Below are 18,203 nucleotides of genomic sequence, written 5' to 3'. Positions count from 1 at the left end.
TTACCAATACCCTCTATGTTTTAAAAAATAACAAATTGGTATAGAAAGAATATATATAACTGCAATTAACGGCATTGAATACCATGGATATATGATAAGATTTATAATAACAATAGCAACTAAAATCATTGCAAGCGATAAATATTCAGGTTTAATACTCAAATTTTTTGTTGAGATTGTAGGAAGCCTACTAGCAAGTAGAAAAGCTATAATAGCCAAATATATATTAATTGTTATAGTGTGAGTACGGGTATTGATATTTAATAACGTACCGATTTCAAAATCTATCATTACAGGAGTTAAAGCAAGTAAAGCACCGCATGGGGCAGGTACACCGGTAAAAAAATATTCAGTTTTTTTATCTTGTTTCGGTTGATAAATACCAACGTTAAAGCGAGCTAAACGTAGTGCCATACACACTATAAATAATAGCATTACCGCTGATGAAAATACCTTATATTCATATTGCTGAAAAGACCATAAATATATTAAATAGGCAGGAGCTATACCGAAATTAGCAAAATCGCATAATGAATCAAGCTCTGCACCAAATGGGCTAGCTGCATTTAGCATCCTTGCTATTCTACCGTCGATACCGTCAACAATTGCCGCTACTATAATGCAATATACCGCAAGTTCCCATCTGCTATCCAAAGCAAATTTTATAGAACTCATACCGGTTACTAAACCAAGCAACGTAATAAAGTTGGGAATTAATTTTATTAGAGGTACAGGCTTAGTTATTATAGATTTACGAATTTTTAACAAATTTAATACTCAAAATGTATTGTATAAAGAACGTCATTGCGAGCGACTGCAGGCTTTGTTGCATGGCTCGTTTTATGTCATTCCCGCGTAGGCGGGAATCCAGTAAAACCTATAAAAAACTTGTTTTTTTAGGTTTATTTTACCAAATATGATTAATATTTAAGTTATTTTTATGGATTCCCGCCTACGCGGGAATGACATCGAACGCTTTTTTTGAGCCATGCAACAAGACTACGACTGCAAGGAGCGTAGCAATCTCATGAAACAAACTCCTGAGACTGCGGACGTACAATTACTACGTAATTTCCGTAGCTTATGACGTATAGCTACTTCCTCTCAAACTTAAATTCTGCTGTCTTTTTACGTCCAAAATCAGCAATGATAGTTTCACCGCCTATAGCAGTCTGCCCTTTACTCACTAATAAAGCTGTTTTCAACGGTAGATAAACATCTACTCTGCTACCGAAACGAATTATACCGTATCGCTCGCCTGTTTTAACTTCATTACCCTCTTCTAAATCACAAACTATACGCCTTGCTATAAGTCCAGCTATTTGAACAAAAACAATTTTCTGCCCTTGATCAGTTTCCATTAATACTGATTGACGCTCATTATAAATACTAGCTTTATCAAGTGAAGCATTAAAAAACTTTCCGGGATTATAATGAAGTGCTAAAATTTTTCCGTTTGCCGGGATTCTATTAACATGGACATTAAAAATATTTAGAAAAATACTAACTCTAATCATTTCCACATCACCAAGACCTAATTCCGGAGGTGGCAATGCTTCCTTAATTTCTTGAATTATTCCATCTGCAGGACTTATTACCAGATCATCACTTATAGGAACAAAGCGATCAGGATTACGGAAAAAATAAATACACCAAGCAGTAGCAATAAATCCAATACAGCCAAGTTTTTCATTAAATGATGCTAATAAAAAACTTACTAATGCAAAGCTAGCAATAAATATATATCCTTCGCGGTGAATAATTTTAAATAAATCATTATATTGTTTCATTTTAATCTCTATAAATCTCCTTATTAGTTTTTAACTATGCCTGCTCTGCTTTATCCTCTTGGTTCTCACTCTCATCTTCATCTTCTTCTTGAGGAGTAGCCTGGGCTTCTTGAGCAGAACCAAGAGCATATACGCATAAATCCGGAAGTGGAACACCGTTTTTTTTGACAAGATCATTTAGCTGTGATATTGCTTTCATAACCTCATCAGGAATAGTACCGCCTCTTTCTTCAGATAACCATTTTGCTTGAAATTGTAGCGGATGATGACCTTCTTGAGGCGTACCTATATAAAACTTAAACTTGGCTCTTTGTCCACCAAAATCGCAGTCAAATTCAAACTCTTTATAATGTGCCATAACTTTATGAATTAATAATTATATTAATATTATTATATTCTAACAATAAAAATGCAAATCTAAAATAATTTCTGTCCAAGAGGTTACTGTATCAGTTACTTTAAAGCTGATTAAATGCTTTTTTGCTACAAATTATAAGATTTTCTTGAAATAAGAACTACTATTCCTTCTAAAATCTCTTTAATCATCAATTAAAATAACTGATACAGATAGCCTATTTTTCAAGCTTCTTAGCAATATAACGATTTGAATATATAAATTTATCGCTAGAATCTATAATTATCCCGCCTGCTTCCTTAATAAGAAGCTCAAATGCATAATATAATGTAAAATTTAATAATGATAAACATATTAAATCCGCTTTACCTGAAGCTACAAGCGTAGCCCCGTAGCAAGGAGAGCCAAAAGATCTAATATTATTTATATACTCACTCTTCACTTCACAGGAATATATTTCCTCCAAATTATCATAATTTAAACCTTCAATAATTGCTAAACAATTCTTTAAATCGGCATTATCGGAAACTCTAAGTCTTAATCCTTGATAATTAGAGTTTAAATTATTTTTTTCTATCCAAGCTCCTTTACCTTTTTCAGCATAATAAATTTCATTAAGAGCAGGAAAATATATTACTGTAGAAGTAGGAGTTAAAACTTCTTGATTCTTTTTTAAATAAGTTACAGATATCGCAAAAAAAGGTATGCTTCTGGCGAAATTATTTGGGCTATCTATAGGATTAATTAAAAAGACGCTCTCATAATTATTATTTAAATCGAATTGATCCTCTGGAAAAAATAAATATTGTGTATGTTTTTGTAATTCTTCACATAATAAAGTTTTTAATCTTAAATAAGATCGCTTACAAAATTCTTCGTTTCTTACAGAATTTTTTTGCAGCATTTCGAGTTCTAAAAAATCTCTATGCAAAAACTTAACTGCTTTACGCAGGGCATTAATTAATAAATTAGTTATAGGTTGCATAATGGAAATTTATTTAGCTCGCTCGACATATGTCATATCATCAGTTTTAACAACAATTTTTTCTCCTACTTCTAAATATTGCGGAACCTTAACTTTAATACCGTTTTCTAAAATTGCCGGTTTATAAGAAGCGGTAGCGGTTGCTCCTTTTATTACCGGATCAGTTTCATTAATTTCAAGTATAACAGTTGGAGGAAGCTCAATATTTAAAGGCTTCTCATTGTAAAATTCGACTTTAACAATCATATTTTCAGTTAAGAAAGGTAATTTTTCTTCTAAAATTTCCTTGGGAACATTTATTTGTTCAAAATGTTTGGTATCCATCAACACTAAATCATCACCTTCAAAATATAAAAATTGATAATCTTTTTGTTCAAGTTCGGCTTTTTCTAAATAATCGGAAGAGCTGAATCTATCGTTACGCTTTGTACCTGTTTTTAAATTTTTCATCTCAACTTGTACATAAGCTCCACCTTTTCCAGGTTGCGTATGTTCCGGTGTTTTGCTTACAACCCATAAATCATTATTATAAACTAATATGTTACCTGTTCTAATTGAATTTGCTGAAATTTTCATATATTATACATTTAAGACTTAAAATTAAAGTATAAATATACAAATTATTTCCTTTAAAAACAAGAATTTAATCTTATGACCACAATATTAGTAGTAGACGATATAGAAACCAATATTAAGTTACTAACAGCCAAACTTTTAAAAGAGTATTATACGGTTCTTACTGCAAATAGCGGCAAAGAAGCACTAGCAATTCTTAAAAAGGAGAAAATCGATACTATACTACTTGATGTTATGATGCCGGAAATGGATGGATTTGAGGTATGTAAAACGATAAAAACCGATCCGGAAACTACTCATATACCGGTCGTAATGGTAACTGCACTTTCTGATATTGATGATCGAGTTAAAGGTCTTGAAGCAGGGGCTGATGAGTTTTTAACAAAGCCTATTAACGATACTGCTCTATTTGTAAGACTTAAATCGCTATCTAGAATGAAAAGCTTAATTGATGAATTAAAGCTTCGTAATAGCACTAATGCATTATTAGGCGTAACAAATATCGAAATGCATGACACTTTTGCAGATAAAAAAATATTACTAATTAATGATGATGTGGTACAAGCTAAAAATATAAAACAAATGTTACTTAAGATTACCCAAAACGTAAAGGTAATAAGTAATTCCGATGAATTAGATATTATAAATGAATATACACCCGATTTAGTAATTATCAGTAGTACGCTCGAAAATGAAGATCCTTTAAGAATCAGTGTTATTTTAAGAGGTAAAGCAGAAATAAGCGGCGTGGTAATAATTTTACAAATTGATGAAGACGGTATGCCTTTAGTTGTGAAAGGTATTGAACTCGGTATTAATGATTATTTCGTTTATCCTATAGAGGAAAGCGAATTACTTGCTAGAATTAGAACACAATTAAGGCGTAAGCAATATCAAGATAATCTACGTAATGACCTTGAACAAAGTGTTAATTTAGCAGCTAAAGACGGCTTAACCGGCTTATTTAATCGTCGCTATTTCGATATACACCTCAAACAAATGATTGAGAAAGCTAATAAAGAAAGTATTAAATTATATTTACTTATGTGCGATATCGACAATTTTAAACACGTAAACGATACTTATGGTCATCAAGCAGGCGATAAGGTTTTAACAATTGTATCCCGTATTTTGAAGAATACTCTCAGAGTAACAGACTTAATAGCAAGATTCGGCGGTGAAGAATTTACTATACTTTTAACGGATATAGATATTTCTAAAGCAATTGAAACTGCGGAGAGAGTTAGAGTTAAAATAGAATATATGGATTTTCACATTGAAGATCAAATTGAACCTTTAAAAAAAACTATTTCAATTGGAGTTACGGAATATAAAAAAGAAGAATCAATAGAATCTTTCATTGAACGTGCTGACAAAGCTATGTATGAAGCTAAAACAACGGGGAAAAATAAAGTAGTAAAATTATAATTGATTTTTTAAAGTAAAAAAATAATGAGAAATTCTTCCAAAAAACATCTTGATTTACCATATAGACCAGGAGTCGGCATGATGATATTAAATGACGATAACCATATATTCGTCGGTAAAAGAATAGATACAAAAATATCTGCATGGCAAATGCCGCAAGGTGGGATAGTTCCCGGCGAAACACCGAGTATTGCAGCAATGCGTGAGATGTTAGAAGAAATAGGAAGTGATAAAGGATATATTATTGCCGAAAGCAAATGCTGGTATAGTTATGATGTACCAAGCTTTTTAATACCTAAATTGTGGAACGGTAATTTTCGCGGACAAAAACAACGCTGGTTTTTAATTAGATTTACCGGAAATAACGAAGATATTAATATAAATACCTCTAATCCGGAATTTGACCAATGGCGTTGGGCATCACTTGACGAACTATTATCTATTATAATTCCTTTCAAACGGAAACTTTATCAAGCCGTCGTAAAAGAATTTGAATCATTAATTCAGTAAAAATTTTATATATATATCTCATAAATGAAGAGTTGGTAGACGAAGTTTAATTTGGAAAAGAGCGAGGAATCTTGAAGCTGATAAACGCAGCGTACATACTAGTACGTGAGGATTATCAGCAAAAGATAACGTAGCCAATTTTTCAAATTAAACGAGTATACTTAATTATTTAGAGCCTCTTGATCCTCTATTTGACCTAAACATATATTATGTTGATCACTATCATCATAGTAATCAGAATTTATATGTACCTTAATTTTATTAGCTATGTATCTTATGCCTAATATACTTAATGTTACTGCTGTTGTAATACAGATAAAGATAGTACTTGTAGCAGCACTATTTACCTCTCTATCACCTTCAATTAATTCATTTATAGCACTAAATAATGAAGTATCCGTATCATTTCCTAAAGTAAATACAGCACACTCATTTGTTCCTCTGGACAATAAACTAATATCTTTATCGCAACTAGATTCAATCATATAATATGTACTATCATTCTTTATTAAGTTATAATTATTATCACCGATTATATGGGCAGTAAATACATTTGCTAGGTTAGATATAGTTATATTAGCAATAAAATCTTTTACTTCTCTTATATGAAATAAGTTTATAATAAAATTACTTAGACAGTGATTTGTTGTTGTTTCAGTTTCCCAATTAACCGTATCAATTTGAGCTTCCGGCATTAAAAACCATGAATTTATATCTTCAAACGTAAATTTTAGCTCTCTAACCAATCCACATAAAATATATTTTTTATCAGCAATATGTACAAAGGTATGATCAGGATGCTCATCTAAAAAATATGTAGAACTATTAGAAAAAGGTTTTAAATGACAGAATATACCTTATTTCTATCAAGGCTTTGGTCATAAATATTTTCACTAGAATCAGCTGGTATTAAATTTGGTAATAAAATAAGTCTACAAAAATAACCGATTAAATTAACTATATTTGGTAAAAATTTAATATGATAATTTGGCATAACCTTACCTTATGTTTATTATAAACATGTCTTATTATTAAATATTATTAAGAATATTGTTATAATTCAATTAATTTAATAAGAAATCATCGTTTAGCTGTTGATACTTGTATGATTTTTGCTATTATTCTTTTCACTTAAGTAATTAACACTTTCTATCTTTGCAGCCAATATAAAGTCACTTTCCGTAAGACCGTCGATTTTATGAGTCCATATTTCCACACTACATGCTCCCCAAGATATAGTTAAATCGGGATGATGTGCTTCCTGCTCTGCAATTTCAGTTATCTTATTTGCAAATTCCATAGCTTTTACAAAATTAGGAAATTTATATTTTTTATAAAGATGCCCTAATTCATTCACTTGCCATTCGCTTTGCAGCTCCGCTAGTAACTTATCAATTTCTTTTTTCTCAAGCGGCGGAATACCGCCCTCACACGAGAGACATTTTTTTTCGCTTAATACTGTCATAGTTTTTTATTAGACTTCCTGCATAAGTCATCTTATAAAGAGGAATTTGAAAGAGACACTTCACCTCGAACCGCAGCGTATACAAGCGTACGTGAGGATTCGAGTACCGGATCGACGTACAAATTACCTTTAGAAGTGACTTATGCAGGAAGTTTATTCTATATCAAAGTTAAAATATTGATCTTTATAGGGCTCATCTTCAAGTGTATAATGCCACCACTCAATCTGACACGCTTTAAAATTATGTTTTTGCATCTTAGAACGTAAATAATTACGTTTTTCTAAATATTGTTTATCAATTAATTTACTGTCATGATGTGAAGCTTCATCAAATAAATCAAAAGAAGTATACATATCTACCGTATTATCATCTAAATAGGATATAACACGTTCATCTTTCAATTTTCTCTTAATGACTTCAGGATTATTATTAACTTCCTTCTGAAGCTTTATAATTGATAAATCTACAGTACTACCCCTACTATGACTGGATCTTTCAGCTATATAACCTAGTGTAAAACATTTAGACTTATCTATATATGGGTAAAAGCGTTCCTTATTTTTTTGGTCAATATTATCTTTGCTCCATCTTAAAAAATGTTGTACAGCTTTTTGCGGTCTATATGCGTCATATATAATAAGTGAATAACCATCTTTTTTTATCTCAGCTTGTACTGCTTTAAGAGCCTTAGCAGCTTCTATGGTTAAAATTGCTTCCGGTGCTTTATAACCATCTACCTTTTTACCAACAAAATTTTCATATGAATAATAACGCATATTTTGAATAATTGTAGGGTCGATATCTTTCAGATACACGAACCCTTTAGGTAAGGATTTAGCATATATTGGAAGAGAGCTCATAAAAATTAAACCTGTTAAAATCAATTTCATAAAATGCTAGGCTTTGCAAAGGTTTTTAATTGATTTGTTATTTTAAGATATTTTTTAGTACAAATCAAATCTTTTTAGAAATGTTCACAGAGCCTAGATTGCCACGCTCCTTTCAGTCGCAGCCTTGTTGCATGGCTCGCTTATGTCATTCCTGCGTAGGCGGGAATCCAGAAAAAAAGTATAAATACAGCAAGTTTTTGAAATTAAAAGCTCAATTTATCTCGCTTTATGCTGGATTCCCGCCTACGCGGGAATGACACCGAGGGCATTTTTTAAGCCGTGCAACAACGCCTTTAGTCGCTCGCATTATATAGTAAAAGGGATAATAAATGGTAGCGAGGGAGGGATTTGAACCCCCGACACACGGATTATGATTCCGTCGCTCTAACCAGCTGAGCTACCCCGCCAGGGGAGAAGTGTTTATATAATTGATCGTAGGCGTTGTCGTATAGGCTTGTTTATGTCATTCCCGCCTACGTGGGAAGGCATTATTGCGAGGACTTGTTTATCCGTCATTGCGAGGAAATTGCATAGCAATTGACGAAGCAAGGAAGAAAAAAAATTCTGTAAATCAGAATTTTTTTATTATTTTTCTAGATTGCAGCAAAGCTTCGCTCCTCGCAATGACGATTTGGCATCCACGCAATAATAACATTGAATAGATTTCTCAAACCATGCAACAATGACAATGGCCAATATCTTAACGTTTAGAGAATTGTGTTTTCTTACGTGCTTTACGTTGTCCGTATTTCTTACGCTCTACTACCCTAGAATCACGCGTTAAAAGACCGCCTTTACGCAAAATAGCATGAAAATCCGGAGCAGATTTATCTAAAGCTTTAGAAATTCCATGTAAAATAGCACCTTTTTGTCCTGAAATTCCTCCACCTCTAACAGTACAAATTACATCATACTGATCAATAGTTTTTGTTAAGACAAACGGCTGTAAGATAGTTTTCACATAAGTTTCAGAAGGAAAATACTGGTCTATTGTTTTTTTATTAACAACTATTTTTCCTTTTCCTACTTTAAGCCATACTCGTGCTATAGCATTTTTTCTTTTACCTGTAGCATAAAACTTGCCTGAATTATCTATTTTTTCTTTAGGAGTTTTTAATACCGGTTTTAAAAGCTCTTTAGTTAACTGCTTTTCTACTTTTTCTGTTTTAATTTTTAACTCGGTCATATTCTATTACTTTTTATTTTTTGGATTTTGGCTTGCAAAATCATAAACAGTAGGTTGCTGTGCCATATGAGGATGATCACCATTTGCATAAACATACAAATTACTCATTTGCTTAGCACCTAAAGTATTTCTTGTAATCATTCTTTTTACGGCCATTTTAATAACTCGCTCAGGGTGTTTACCGCTTAAGATTTTACCTGCCGTAGTATCTTTTATCCCACCTGGAAATCCTGTATGTCTGTAATATATTTTTCCGTCTTTGGGATTCGCTTTTTTACCTGTTAATTTTACATGCTCTGCATTTATTATGATTATATTATCACCACAATCTAAATGAGGCGTAAAGCTAGGCTTATGCTTACCGCGTAGCATATTAGCAACTCTGCTAGCGAGTCGTCCTAGTACAATATTTTTTGCGTCTATGACCCACCATTTCTTTTCAATTTCCGATGGCTTTGCCGAGTAAGTTTTCACAATAGTATCTATTTTAATTAGAATTTAAAATTAAAGAATCAAGAAACATATTTAATAGCATTAATACCCGCTATCTGTCAAGCTAAATATAATTTATTTACTTCCGAATATTATTTTTCTATCGGTAGAAAAATATAAATTATTATTTGCCATTAGCCCATAATAACGAATATTTTTTATAATTTTGACAATATTAGGTATCATGTTTAATCCATTATTATCAACATCAAAACTATATAAAACACCGTTAACGGAAATAACATTTAAACTTCGCTTATTGTTATTATCAACTCCAACAAAAGGTACTAAAAAAGTAGCAGATTTTAGTTTCTTAGGATCTTTACCGTCATTTAAGTCAGCTACAAACTTTACTTTCCCTGTTTCAGGATTAAATGCTGCTATTTGTCTAGCATTATTTGTTACAAATAGGCTATTACCGATTAAAGACATTGATTGAATATCCTCGGCATTTACCTGCCAAATCACACTACCGGTTGCTATATTAAGCTTAATAAGCTTACCAAGACCGGTCGCTATATACAGATTCATATTATCATGAACGGGGGTACATAAAATACTTGATTCGTCAAAATTCGGTATAGCTGTACGATCATTAAGATTTGCAAACTCAAAATTCCATCTTACTTCACCGTTTTTTATATTTAAGGCAAGTACTTGACCGGAATTATAAGTTACTATTACATTATCATGCTGTACTATCGGTGTCATAAAATAACTAGCAGATAAAACTTCCGCTAGGCTTTCATGTTCCCATATGGTTTTTAAAGTTTCTGCATTTAAAGCAATAGTTTGATTACTGATAGTTTGTACTAAGACAGTATTATCATTTAGCACAATAGGCTTAATTCTAATAATATCCGGAAGTTCTTTTCTAATTATTTCATAACCTGATTTTGCATCTAGTACTACGAGCAACCTTGAACCGTATGTTACGTATAATTTTCCGTTATGGTGTAAAATTCCGCCGCCTATATAATTATCTTTTTTATGTCTACTTAAATTATAAGACCAAATAATCTTATTTTTCTCTATAGAAAATGCAGAAATATTCGATCTAATATCTAATGAATAAATCATATCGCCTATAAAAATCGGCTCAGTAATTGTTTTGCTTCTAGCAAAACTATACTGTTTATTCTTAAGCATATTTGCATTAAATGTATATATATTTGCATTAGAATCTAAATATATAGGCTCATTAGTCTGAATTGCTAATTTAGGAGTCAACTCAACAATATTTTTTACCCTTTTTGGTCCAAGCCCGTTACATGAAATTAAAATAAAAGGTAATAACAGAAGTGCTATTTTTTTTGTCATATTTTTCCTTAAGTACAAATTATTATTTATTTAAATTTACAAGCAATGCTTTAGCCTGATCTTTTATTAGATCAGATACATTATTTGAAATTAATAAATTTTTTAGATTTTTTTCTGCTTGCGGTTTCATATTATTCTTAATATCCCACATAGCTTTTATGATAGTTGCCGTAGCCCAAAAAGGTTTTTTCTCGTCATCAAAATAGTTTAAATATTTTGTCAATTTTTCTTTATCTTGAATATCTAAATTTTGATCATCAATAACAAGACCACACCATGAAATACGTGCATAAGAAGTAGAAATTTCGGAATATTCTTTATTTTCAATAATTTTATTAAGCAGGTCTTTCGCTTCTGAATATTTTTTTTCCGAAATCTTTATGGCTACTTGTTCTAATGCAGCTATTTCTTTTATTTTAGTATTACTAGTAGTAACTAAATTCTCTAAAGTATTAAAAGCTAATTCCTCATTATCTTTTGTTGCTTCCAAACCAACAGTCTTAACAAGAATATCTCCGTTTTTTTGGTTATTTTTCACTCTTTTATCTTTATTATTATTAATAACAACCATTATAGTAATAGCTATTATAGAAATGATTATTATTATAGGTAAAAGCTTTTTGAAAAAAATTAACCTTTTTTCTTCATTTTGATCACTCAGTACTTCATCCAAAATATCAGTCATATTTTATTATTTTTATTTATTTTTACAGCCAAATTTAATCTTAGCATCTTCTGCCATTTTCTTGGATGCGGCAGTTCTATTAGTTGGAAATTCCTTATCAAGCTTAGCAAGCATATTACAGGCTTCAGTCGTCTTTTTTAGTTCGCCTAAGGAAAGTGCCAACTTCAATAATCCATCGGAAGATTTTGCCCCTTTCGGCGACTCTTTATAGCCTTTTAAATAGTTAACCGCTGCTCCGTTATAGTCTTTTTGTTTAAAAAAGCATTCCCCATACCAAAAATAAGCATTACTAATTAGCGAACTGTTAGGATATTTTTGGATAAAATTTTTAAACTTATCTTTTGCTTCAGTAAATTTATTATCTTTATAAGCAGCAAGAGCCAAATCGTAAGCTTGCTTATCAGGAGCTATATCCTTATTAACCGCAATAGGTTTTTTAGGAGCATTATCCGGCATATCTTTAAGCAAAGCTATATCAAAAACATCTTGTTTTTTTGAATCATTATCCTCTAAAGCCACAGCATCTCCTTCTTGGGTCAGGATATTTGAGCTTTGCGTTAACATATCAATCTTATGCTGTAACACCTCAACTTTACCTATTAATCTTCTGATTTCTTGTTCCTGTTCATCTAGCCTATTTTCAAAATCATTATTTGCTGCATATTTTAAAGGCTTTCCTTTAATAGTTTCGCTTTCTCCAAAAGAAAACATAGAAAATAAAAAAGTAAATAATAAGATAATAAGCTTCATATATTTTTTAAAAATTTATAATTTTTTTTATTATAACAGTAGACGAAGTTTAATTTGGAAAAGAGCAAGGAGTTCACAAGTCGAGGAGCGGAACGTATACTTAATACGTGAGCACCGTAGATCTTGTAGAACGACGTAGCCAATTTTTCAAATTAAACAAGTATACCCAAAATTTTTTAATATTCCACATAATTTTTTATATTTCAATACTACCATCATATGTAAAAGTTATTGTTATGGTGGTACCTTCATTTATTTTACTTTGCAAATCAAATTTACCGTTCATAAGTTCAACCAGCTTTTTAGTAAGCGGCAGCCCAAGCCCAGTACCTTCATATTTTCGACTAAGCTCACTATCAATTTGACCGAACACCGATAAAGTTTTTGGAATATCTTTTTCCTCAATACCGATACCGGTATCTATAACTTTTATATATACTAATTTTGCTAACTCATCTTTTTCAAGTGCAATAGTAACACTTCCTCCAGAATTTGTAAATTTCACGGCATTTGATAAAAGATTTAAGAATACTTGTTTTAGCCTTTTTGGATCAGCCTTTATAACCACATGCTCTTTCGGTAATCTACTAATTAAAGCCACTTCGGCTTGATCGGCACGAGGCTTAACAAGTATCAGCGAAGAACTAATTAATTTATTTAAATCAAGATCTATACTATCTACTTTTAATTTATCGGCAGAAGCTTTAGAAAGATCTAAAATGTCATTAATCATACTAAGCAAATGTTTACCAGCATCATTTATATCTTTAATATAATTTTTACTTTTTTCTGCATCTCTTTCCGACATAAGAATTTCCGAAAAGCCTATTATAGCATTAAGTGGTGTACGCAATTCATGACTAATATTAGCAAAAAACTTTGTATTTGAAGAACTGGTTTTTTCTACTTTTACTATCTGGGCTTTTAAATTTCTATTTGTTTCAAGCTGCTCCTCAATAATTTGTCTAGCATAGTTAGTATTACTAATAATTATAGTGCAGAATATTATAAAAATAATGATAAAAGTTATAAAAACCTTTTGCTCAAGAGAGGTTATATTTTGCCATTGGCTGGTAATATTAGTATTAATCTCAAATACTGCATCTACGGGAAAATCTAAATTATTATCTATAACAGGGATATAGCTAGTAACAAAAGAAGCTTCTTCCACTGTTAAATCACTTTCATTTTCTATTACTACCCTTGGTAATAATATATGACTTGTAATACCTTCAAAAGCATCCCGAAGCGGAGCTTTTGAAGTAAAGGATTTCAAAAAAAATTTATCGATTTTTGCAGTAAATATCTCAACCAAGCTATCATCTTTATAATTGTCTACACTATACATATGTAACATATTACTAGTGATGAATTTATTACCTTTGAGATCGTAGAGAGAAATATTAATATTAAGATTGGTGAACCATTGAGCGGTAATCTTTGCAAAATTAATAAAATCTTGATCTTGTAATAGTTTTAAATAATCGAATTTATGTAATTTACTGATTACGTTCTGATGAGTATTCCAAATATTATCAGTGTAAAGTTCTACAATTTTAGTATGTTCCAAAGCCACTTGTTTTACTATCATTTCTTTTATTATAAAATAACGATAAAACATCATATTTATGATAATATTAAGAAACAATATAATAAATGACAATCTTACTATATACTTATTATGGTTCATTACAAGACCTAGTAGTTATTTTTAGCTCAAGCCATCCCATGGCTTGCCTCTCTACTGTACGGAACGTTCAGTATGTCATTCCCGCGTAAGCGGGAATGACATCGGCATCCATGCAGTAAAACCTAGAATGACATTATCCTCTCTACTTATCTTCTTGTTTAACTTTCTCTTTCGTTTCCAGCTTCTTATTGATAATCAACCCTGTAATTACATCATAAGCACGAGCAAATTGATAATCTTTTTTGTATAATTCCGATAATTCATTCTCTTCTTGTTTATTATTTTTAGCTTTTGTTTCTTTTTTGCTATCTTTGTTTTTAGATGAATTATCTTTATTTTTTTCATTATCATTCTTTAAGTAATTTTTTAAAGAACTTTCTGAAAAACGCTTATCTATTTTTTTCACCTCAGGATATTCGACTTTTGCCGGCTCAATTAAAATATCAGGCTCTATTCCTTCTGCCTGAATAGAACGACCGCTTGGGGTGTAATATTTAGATATAGTGAGTTTTACGGCAGCCCTAGAATTGATTTGCGTTAAAGCCTGAACTGATCCTTTACCAAAAGACTTAGTGCCAAGTATTATTGCTCTTTTATGATCTTGCAAAGCTCCGGCAACTATTTCCGAGGCAGAGGCAGAATTACCGTTTATTAAAACTATCATAGGTACTTTGGGAGCTTTTAACGAAAACTCATTTGCTTTAGTTTCGCTATTACTTGATGTAGTTCTACCTTTTGTTGTTACAATTACACCGGAATCAATAAAATAATCACTAACGGCAATAGCTTGATCTAGTATACCTCCGGCATTATTACGTAAATCTAGAATTATACCTTTTAGGTTATCTTTACTTTCAGTTTTTAACTTCTTTACTGCTACTTTCAACTCAGAAATTGTTGACTCATTAAAAGTAGTTATACGTATATATGCAATATTATTTTTTTCTAAATGTGCTTTTATCGGCTTGATTTTTACTATTTCGCGAGTAAGCTCTAGCTCTTGCGGTTTTGCCTCTTCTTCCTTAATTATCAACAATTTAACCTTAGTACCAGGCGTACCACGCATCTCTTTTATAGCTTTATTAGGTCCAAGCGTAGAGACTAACTCATCATTCACGCCTACTATATAATCCCCGCCTTTAAGCCCTGCTTTGAAAGCCGGCAAATCATCAATAGGCGATATTATCTTAATTGCTCCGCTATCATACATAATTTCAACACCGATTCCGCCGAATTCACCTTTTGTAAAAGTAAAAATATCTTCTAAATCCTCATCGGTATAATAGCTTGAATGAGGATCAAGGGAATTTAACATACCGTTAATTGCTTCATCTATCATTTTTTGCCTATCCGGAACTTGTACGTAATCCTTTTCAATGCGTTCAAATACGTCTTGAAATTGCTTATAAGCTTCTTGATTCGATATTTTATTTTCAGGCTCTTTTTCTTCTTCTGCAAATGCACAAATAGAATTTATAATAAAAAATAGTGTTATAATTAAACGTAATAACATAATACTCCAAATATGTGTGTGTTTTAAGCAAAGCGTCATTGCGAGAAGAATTACGTAGTAATTCGACGAAGCAATCTCAGGATATTTGACGAGATTGCCACGTCGCCTACGGCTCCGGTCTTGTTGCATGGCTCAGTTTTTTGTTGTCATCCCGTGATTTATTCACGGGATCCAGTTAAAAATACTAATAATATTAGTATTTTTAGCTGTTTTACTGGATACCGTGGACAAGCCACGGTATGACACCCAGCAAGTTTTTCGAGTCATGCAACAACGCTTACGGCTCCTCGCAATGACGATTAAATATCCAACTCGTTAATAATCTTATCCATTTTAACTAAAGCCTGTTCATAAATAAATTGAAATCTTTTTTCCGGCTTTTTACCCATTAAATCATCTACTATTTTATCGACATTTTGGAAATCTTCTAAAGTTACCTTTAAAAGCGATCTTTTTTCTGGATGCATAGTAGTTTCCTTTAATTGTGCAGGCATCATTTCACCGAGACCTTTAAACCTACCTACTTCAATTTTAGCTTTACTAGCTTTTGATAATTTATCCGTTAACTTAGCTTTTTCCTCTTCATCGCCTGCATAATAAGTTTTATTAGACTGCGTTAAACGATAAAGCGGAGGCTTAGCTAGATATAAATGCCCCTCTTCTACCAATTTCGGCATTCGTAAAAAAAAGAAAGTCATTAATAACGAAGCTATATGAGCACCGTCAACATCTGCATCAGTCATAATAATTATTTTTTCGTAACGCAAATTTTCTTTTTTATAATTCTTTAAACTACCACAGGCAAGAGCTATTTCTAAATCTTGTATTGCTTGATTATTAACGATTTTCTCAAGCGTAGAACTCGCAACATTTAGAACTTTACCCCATAGCGGTAATACTGCTTGTGTTTCTCTATTACGAGCTTGTTTTGCAGAGCCTCCTGCCGAATCACCCTCTACAATAAATAATTCCGTCCCTCCGGGCGTAGTTCGTGTGCAATCGGCAAGTTTACCGGGTAAACGTAATTTTTGAGTGGCATTTTTACGGGAAATATTTTTTTCGTTTTTCTTACTTATTCTAAACTCAGCAATGGCAATGAAATGATCAAGTAAATTAGTAGCTAAAGCTTTATCGCTACTAAGGAAGTGGTCAAAATGATCTTTTATTATATTCTCAACCGGTCTACTTACACCGTTTGACACTAATTTTTCCTTAGTTTGTCCTTGAAAAGACGGCTCAGCTATAAAAATAGAAAGTACGACACTTGCGGTTTCTAAAATATCCTCAATAGTTAGATTAGCAGCTTTTTTATTTCCTATCATTTCACCGTATGCTTTAAGCGCACGTAAAATAGCCGACTTAAGACCTTGCTCATGTGTTCCTCCTTGAGGAGTCGGAACAGTATTACAATATGATTGAATAAATGCCGAGTTATCATTATTTTGCCAACAAATCGCCCATTCAAGTTTTATCCCGTCCGGCGTAGACTCTATATTACCTGAAAAAATTTCCGGAATAATTAAATTATCTAAAGTTATTTTTGAACTTAAATAATCCTTTAAACCGTTCGGAAAATTTATTAATGCCTTTTTAGGTATATCTGACGGTACTTCTACTTCGCATTCCCATTCTATAGTAACACCACGATATAAATAAGCTTTTGACCTTGCAAGCTCATAAATCTTTTTAGGGTTAAAATGTAATTTTTCACTAAAAATTTCCGGATCTGGAGTGAAATTTATTGATGTACCTCTTAGCCTTTTAGATGCTTCTTCACATATTAAATCAGTTAATTTTTCTCCTTTAGAATAACTTTGGCTATATAATTTACCTTGTTTATAAACCTTTATTTCTAAATGTTTAGATAAAGCATTTACTACCGATATTCCAACACCATGTAATCCGCCTGCAGTATGATAAACATTATTTGAGAATTTACCTCCTGAATGAAGAGTAGTTAAAATTACTTCTAAGGCTGATTTGTCAGGAAATTTAGGATGATTATCAATAGGAATACCACGACCGTTATCAAATATAGTAATACTATGATCCTGATTCATCTTTATCGTGATGATACTTGCAAAGCCGGCGACTGCTTCATCCATAGCATTATCCAGCACCTCAGATACTAAATGATGCATAGCATTTGAATCGGTACCCCCGATATACATCCCCGGTCTTTTACGAACAGGCTCAAGCCCCTCTAATACTTCAATATCTTTTGCACTGTAATTATTATCGACTAGCTTATTCTTTTTTTCTTTGTTAAAGCTGAATAAATCGCTCATATATTAGAGATTTAATTAATTATTTTCTTTCCTAAATTAAACTATTTAACATAGAAAAGCAATTAAGCTTTGAAGAAATTGTTTGAAAACTCTACGTCATTGCGAGCAGGTATTGTTACGTGGATGCCAAATCGTCATTGCGAGGAGCGAAGCAACGTGGCAATCCAGAAAAATAATTAAAAAAATTCTGATTCACAGAATTTTTAACTGGATTGCTTCGTCAATTACTTCGTAATTTCCTCGCAATGACGGAAAACCATTCCACACAACAACGTCAAT

General features: G+C 31.8%; 17 protein-coding genes, 1 tRNA gene and 3 pseudogenes. 3 read left to right on the top strand and 18 right to left on the bottom strand.

The features are described 5' to 3' along the window. The 5 genes from H6P87_RS01670 to efp form a co-directional block, all read right to left on the bottom strand. Window positions 1–768 carry a CDP-alcohol phosphatidyltransferase family protein gene (locus H6P87_RS01670; RefSeq protein ID WP_202069774.1) on the bottom strand — a complete coding sequence of 256 codons (768 nt, stop codon included), beginning with the start codon at window positions 766–768 and terminating at the stop codon, window positions 1–3. A gap of 326 nt (window positions 769–1,094) precedes the next feature. Beyond that, window positions 1,095–1,790, bottom strand: coding sequence for a phosphatidylserine decarboxylase (locus H6P87_RS01665; RefSeq protein WP_011271361.1), 696 nt, complete (start codon window positions 1,788–1,790; stop codon window positions 1,095–1,097). 34 nt (window positions 1,791–1,824) lie between these two features. Beyond that, window positions 1,825–2,148: a DUF2610 domain-containing protein gene (locus H6P87_RS01660; RefSeq protein WP_202069773.1), complete on the bottom strand. Its 324-nt coding sequence runs from the start codon at window positions 2,146–2,148 to the stop codon at window positions 1,825–1,827. A 214-nt stretch (window positions 2,149–2,362) separates the two neighbouring features. Continuing rightward, on the bottom strand, window positions 2,363–3,130 hold the full coding sequence (locus H6P87_RS01655) for an inositol monophosphatase family protein (RefSeq protein ID WP_202069772.1): 768 nt from the start codon (window positions 3,128–3,130) through the stop codon (window positions 2,363–2,365). Window positions 3,131–3,139: 9 nt separating this feature from the next. Next, window positions 3,140–3,706: an elongation factor P gene (gene efp, locus H6P87_RS01650; RefSeq protein WP_202069771.1), complete on the bottom strand. Its 567-nt coding sequence runs from the start codon at window positions 3,704–3,706 to the stop codon at window positions 3,140–3,142. A 75-nt stretch (window positions 3,707–3,781) separates the two neighbouring features. Here efp and H6P87_RS01645 point away from each other — a divergent pair, with 75 nt between their 5' ends. Beyond that, window positions 3,782–5,134 carry a PleD family two-component system response regulator gene (locus tag H6P87_RS01645; RefSeq protein WP_202069770.1) on the top strand — a complete coding sequence of 451 codons (1,353 nt, stop codon included), beginning with the start codon at window positions 3,782–3,784 and terminating at the stop codon, window positions 5,132–5,134. Window positions 5,135–5,158: 24 nt separating this feature from the next. Further along, entirely contained in the window at window positions 5,159–5,644 is a 486-nt protein-coding gene (locus H6P87_RS01640) for an RNA pyrophosphohydrolase (RefSeq protein ID WP_202069769.1), read from the top strand. 476 nt (window positions 5,645–6,120) lie between these two features. Here H6P87_RS01640 and H6P87_RS07250 read toward each other — a convergent pair. From H6P87_RS07250 to H6P87_RS01630, 3 genes and pseudogenes are all read right to left on the bottom strand, one after another. Continuing rightward, a pseudogene (locus H6P87_RS07250) lies at window positions 6,121–6,339 on the bottom strand (hypothetical protein); the annotation flags it as partial. A 9-nt stretch (window positions 6,340–6,348) separates the two neighbouring features. Next, a pseudogene (locus tag H6P87_RS01635) lies at window positions 6,349–6,638 on the bottom strand (hypothetical protein); the annotation flags it as partial. Window positions 6,639–6,731: 93 nt separating this feature from the next. Continuing rightward, the gene (locus H6P87_RS01630) at window positions 6,732–7,109 is read right to left on the bottom strand and encodes a 4a-hydroxytetrahydrobiopterin dehydratase (RefSeq protein ID WP_202069768.1); all 378 of its coding nucleotides are present in this window, start codon (window positions 7,107–7,109) and stop codon (window positions 6,732–6,734) included. Window positions 7,110–7,118: 9 nt separating this feature from the next. On the opposite strand from H6P87_RS01630, the pseudogene H6P87_RS01625 reads away from it, so the two are divergent. Continuing rightward, window positions 7,119–7,274 (top strand): annotated as a pseudogene (locus H6P87_RS01625) (palindromic element RPE1 domain-containing protein); the annotation flags it as partial. Here H6P87_RS01625 and H6P87_RS01620 read toward each other — a convergent pair. The 10 genes from H6P87_RS01620 to parE all read right to left on the bottom strand — a co-directional run bounded on the left by H6P87_RS01620 (window position 7,263) and on the right by parE (window position 17,924). Further along, on the bottom strand, window positions 7,263–7,886 hold the full coding sequence (locus H6P87_RS01620) for a M15 family metallopeptidase (RefSeq protein WP_246438090.1): 624 nt from the start codon (window positions 7,884–7,886) through the stop codon (window positions 7,263–7,265). The pseudogene H6P87_RS01625 and the gene H6P87_RS01620 sit on opposite strands and share 12 nt — an antisense overlap. A 444-nt stretch (window positions 7,887–8,330) precedes the next feature. Next, window positions 8,331–8,407: transfer RNA gene (locus tag H6P87_RS01615), tRNA-Met, on the bottom strand. 293 nt (window positions 8,408–8,700) lie between these two features. Beyond that, window positions 8,701–9,186 (bottom strand): 30S ribosomal protein S9, encoded by a 486-nt coding sequence (gene rpsI / locus H6P87_RS01610; RefSeq protein ID WP_041078838.1) that lies wholly within the window; start codon window positions 9,184–9,186, stop codon window positions 8,701–8,703. 6 nt (window positions 9,187–9,192) lie between these two features. Next, window positions 9,193–9,660 carry a 50S ribosomal protein L13 gene (rplM, locus tag H6P87_RS01605; protein WP_041078837.1) on the bottom strand — a complete coding sequence of 156 codons (468 nt, stop codon included), beginning with the start codon at window positions 9,658–9,660 and terminating at the stop codon, window positions 9,193–9,195. 93 nt (window positions 9,661–9,753) lie between these two features. Then, window positions 9,754–10,998 (bottom strand): outer membrane protein assembly factor BamB, encoded by a 1,245-nt coding sequence (locus tag H6P87_RS01600; protein WP_202069766.1) that lies wholly within the window; start codon window positions 10,996–10,998, stop codon window positions 9,754–9,756. A gap of 22 nt (window positions 10,999–11,020) precedes the next feature. Next, window positions 11,021–11,683, bottom strand: coding sequence for a DUF2659 family protein (locus H6P87_RS01595; protein ID WP_011271310.1), 663 nt, complete (start codon window positions 11,681–11,683; stop codon window positions 11,021–11,023). A gap of 12 nt (window positions 11,684–11,695) precedes the next feature. Then, the gene (ybgF, locus tag H6P87_RS01590; protein WP_202069765.1) at window positions 11,696–12,433 is read right to left on the bottom strand and encodes a tol-pal system protein YbgF; all 738 of its coding nucleotides are present in this window, start codon (window positions 12,431–12,433) and stop codon (window positions 11,696–11,698) included. Window positions 12,434–12,629: 196 nt separating this feature from the next. Continuing rightward, entirely contained in the window at window positions 12,630–14,123 is a 1,494-nt protein-coding gene (locus tag H6P87_RS01585) for a sensor histidine kinase (protein ID WP_202069764.1), read from the bottom strand. Window positions 14,124–14,265: 142 nt separating this feature from the next. Next, complete coding sequence (locus H6P87_RS01580) at window positions 14,266–15,636, bottom strand: S41 family peptidase (RefSeq protein ID WP_202069763.1); 1,371 nt, start codon at window positions 15,634–15,636, stop codon at window positions 14,266–14,268. A 299-nt stretch (window positions 15,637–15,935) separates the two neighbouring features. After that, window positions 15,936–17,924, bottom strand: a complete 1,989-nt coding sequence (parE, locus tag H6P87_RS01575) for a DNA topoisomerase IV subunit B (protein ID WP_202069762.1) — start codon at window positions 17,922–17,924, stop codon at window positions 15,936–15,938. Between the last annotated feature and the right edge of the window lie 279 nt (window positions 17,925–18,203).

The organism is Rickettsia tillamookensis (genome assembly GCF_016743795.2).
GTDB classification, from domain to species: domain Bacteria; phylum Pseudomonadota; class Alphaproteobacteria; order Rickettsiales; family Rickettsiaceae; genus Rickettsia; species Rickettsia tillamookensis.
Note: the sequence above shows the minus strand (reverse complement) of the source record. Positions and strands in the feature narration are given on the sequence as shown.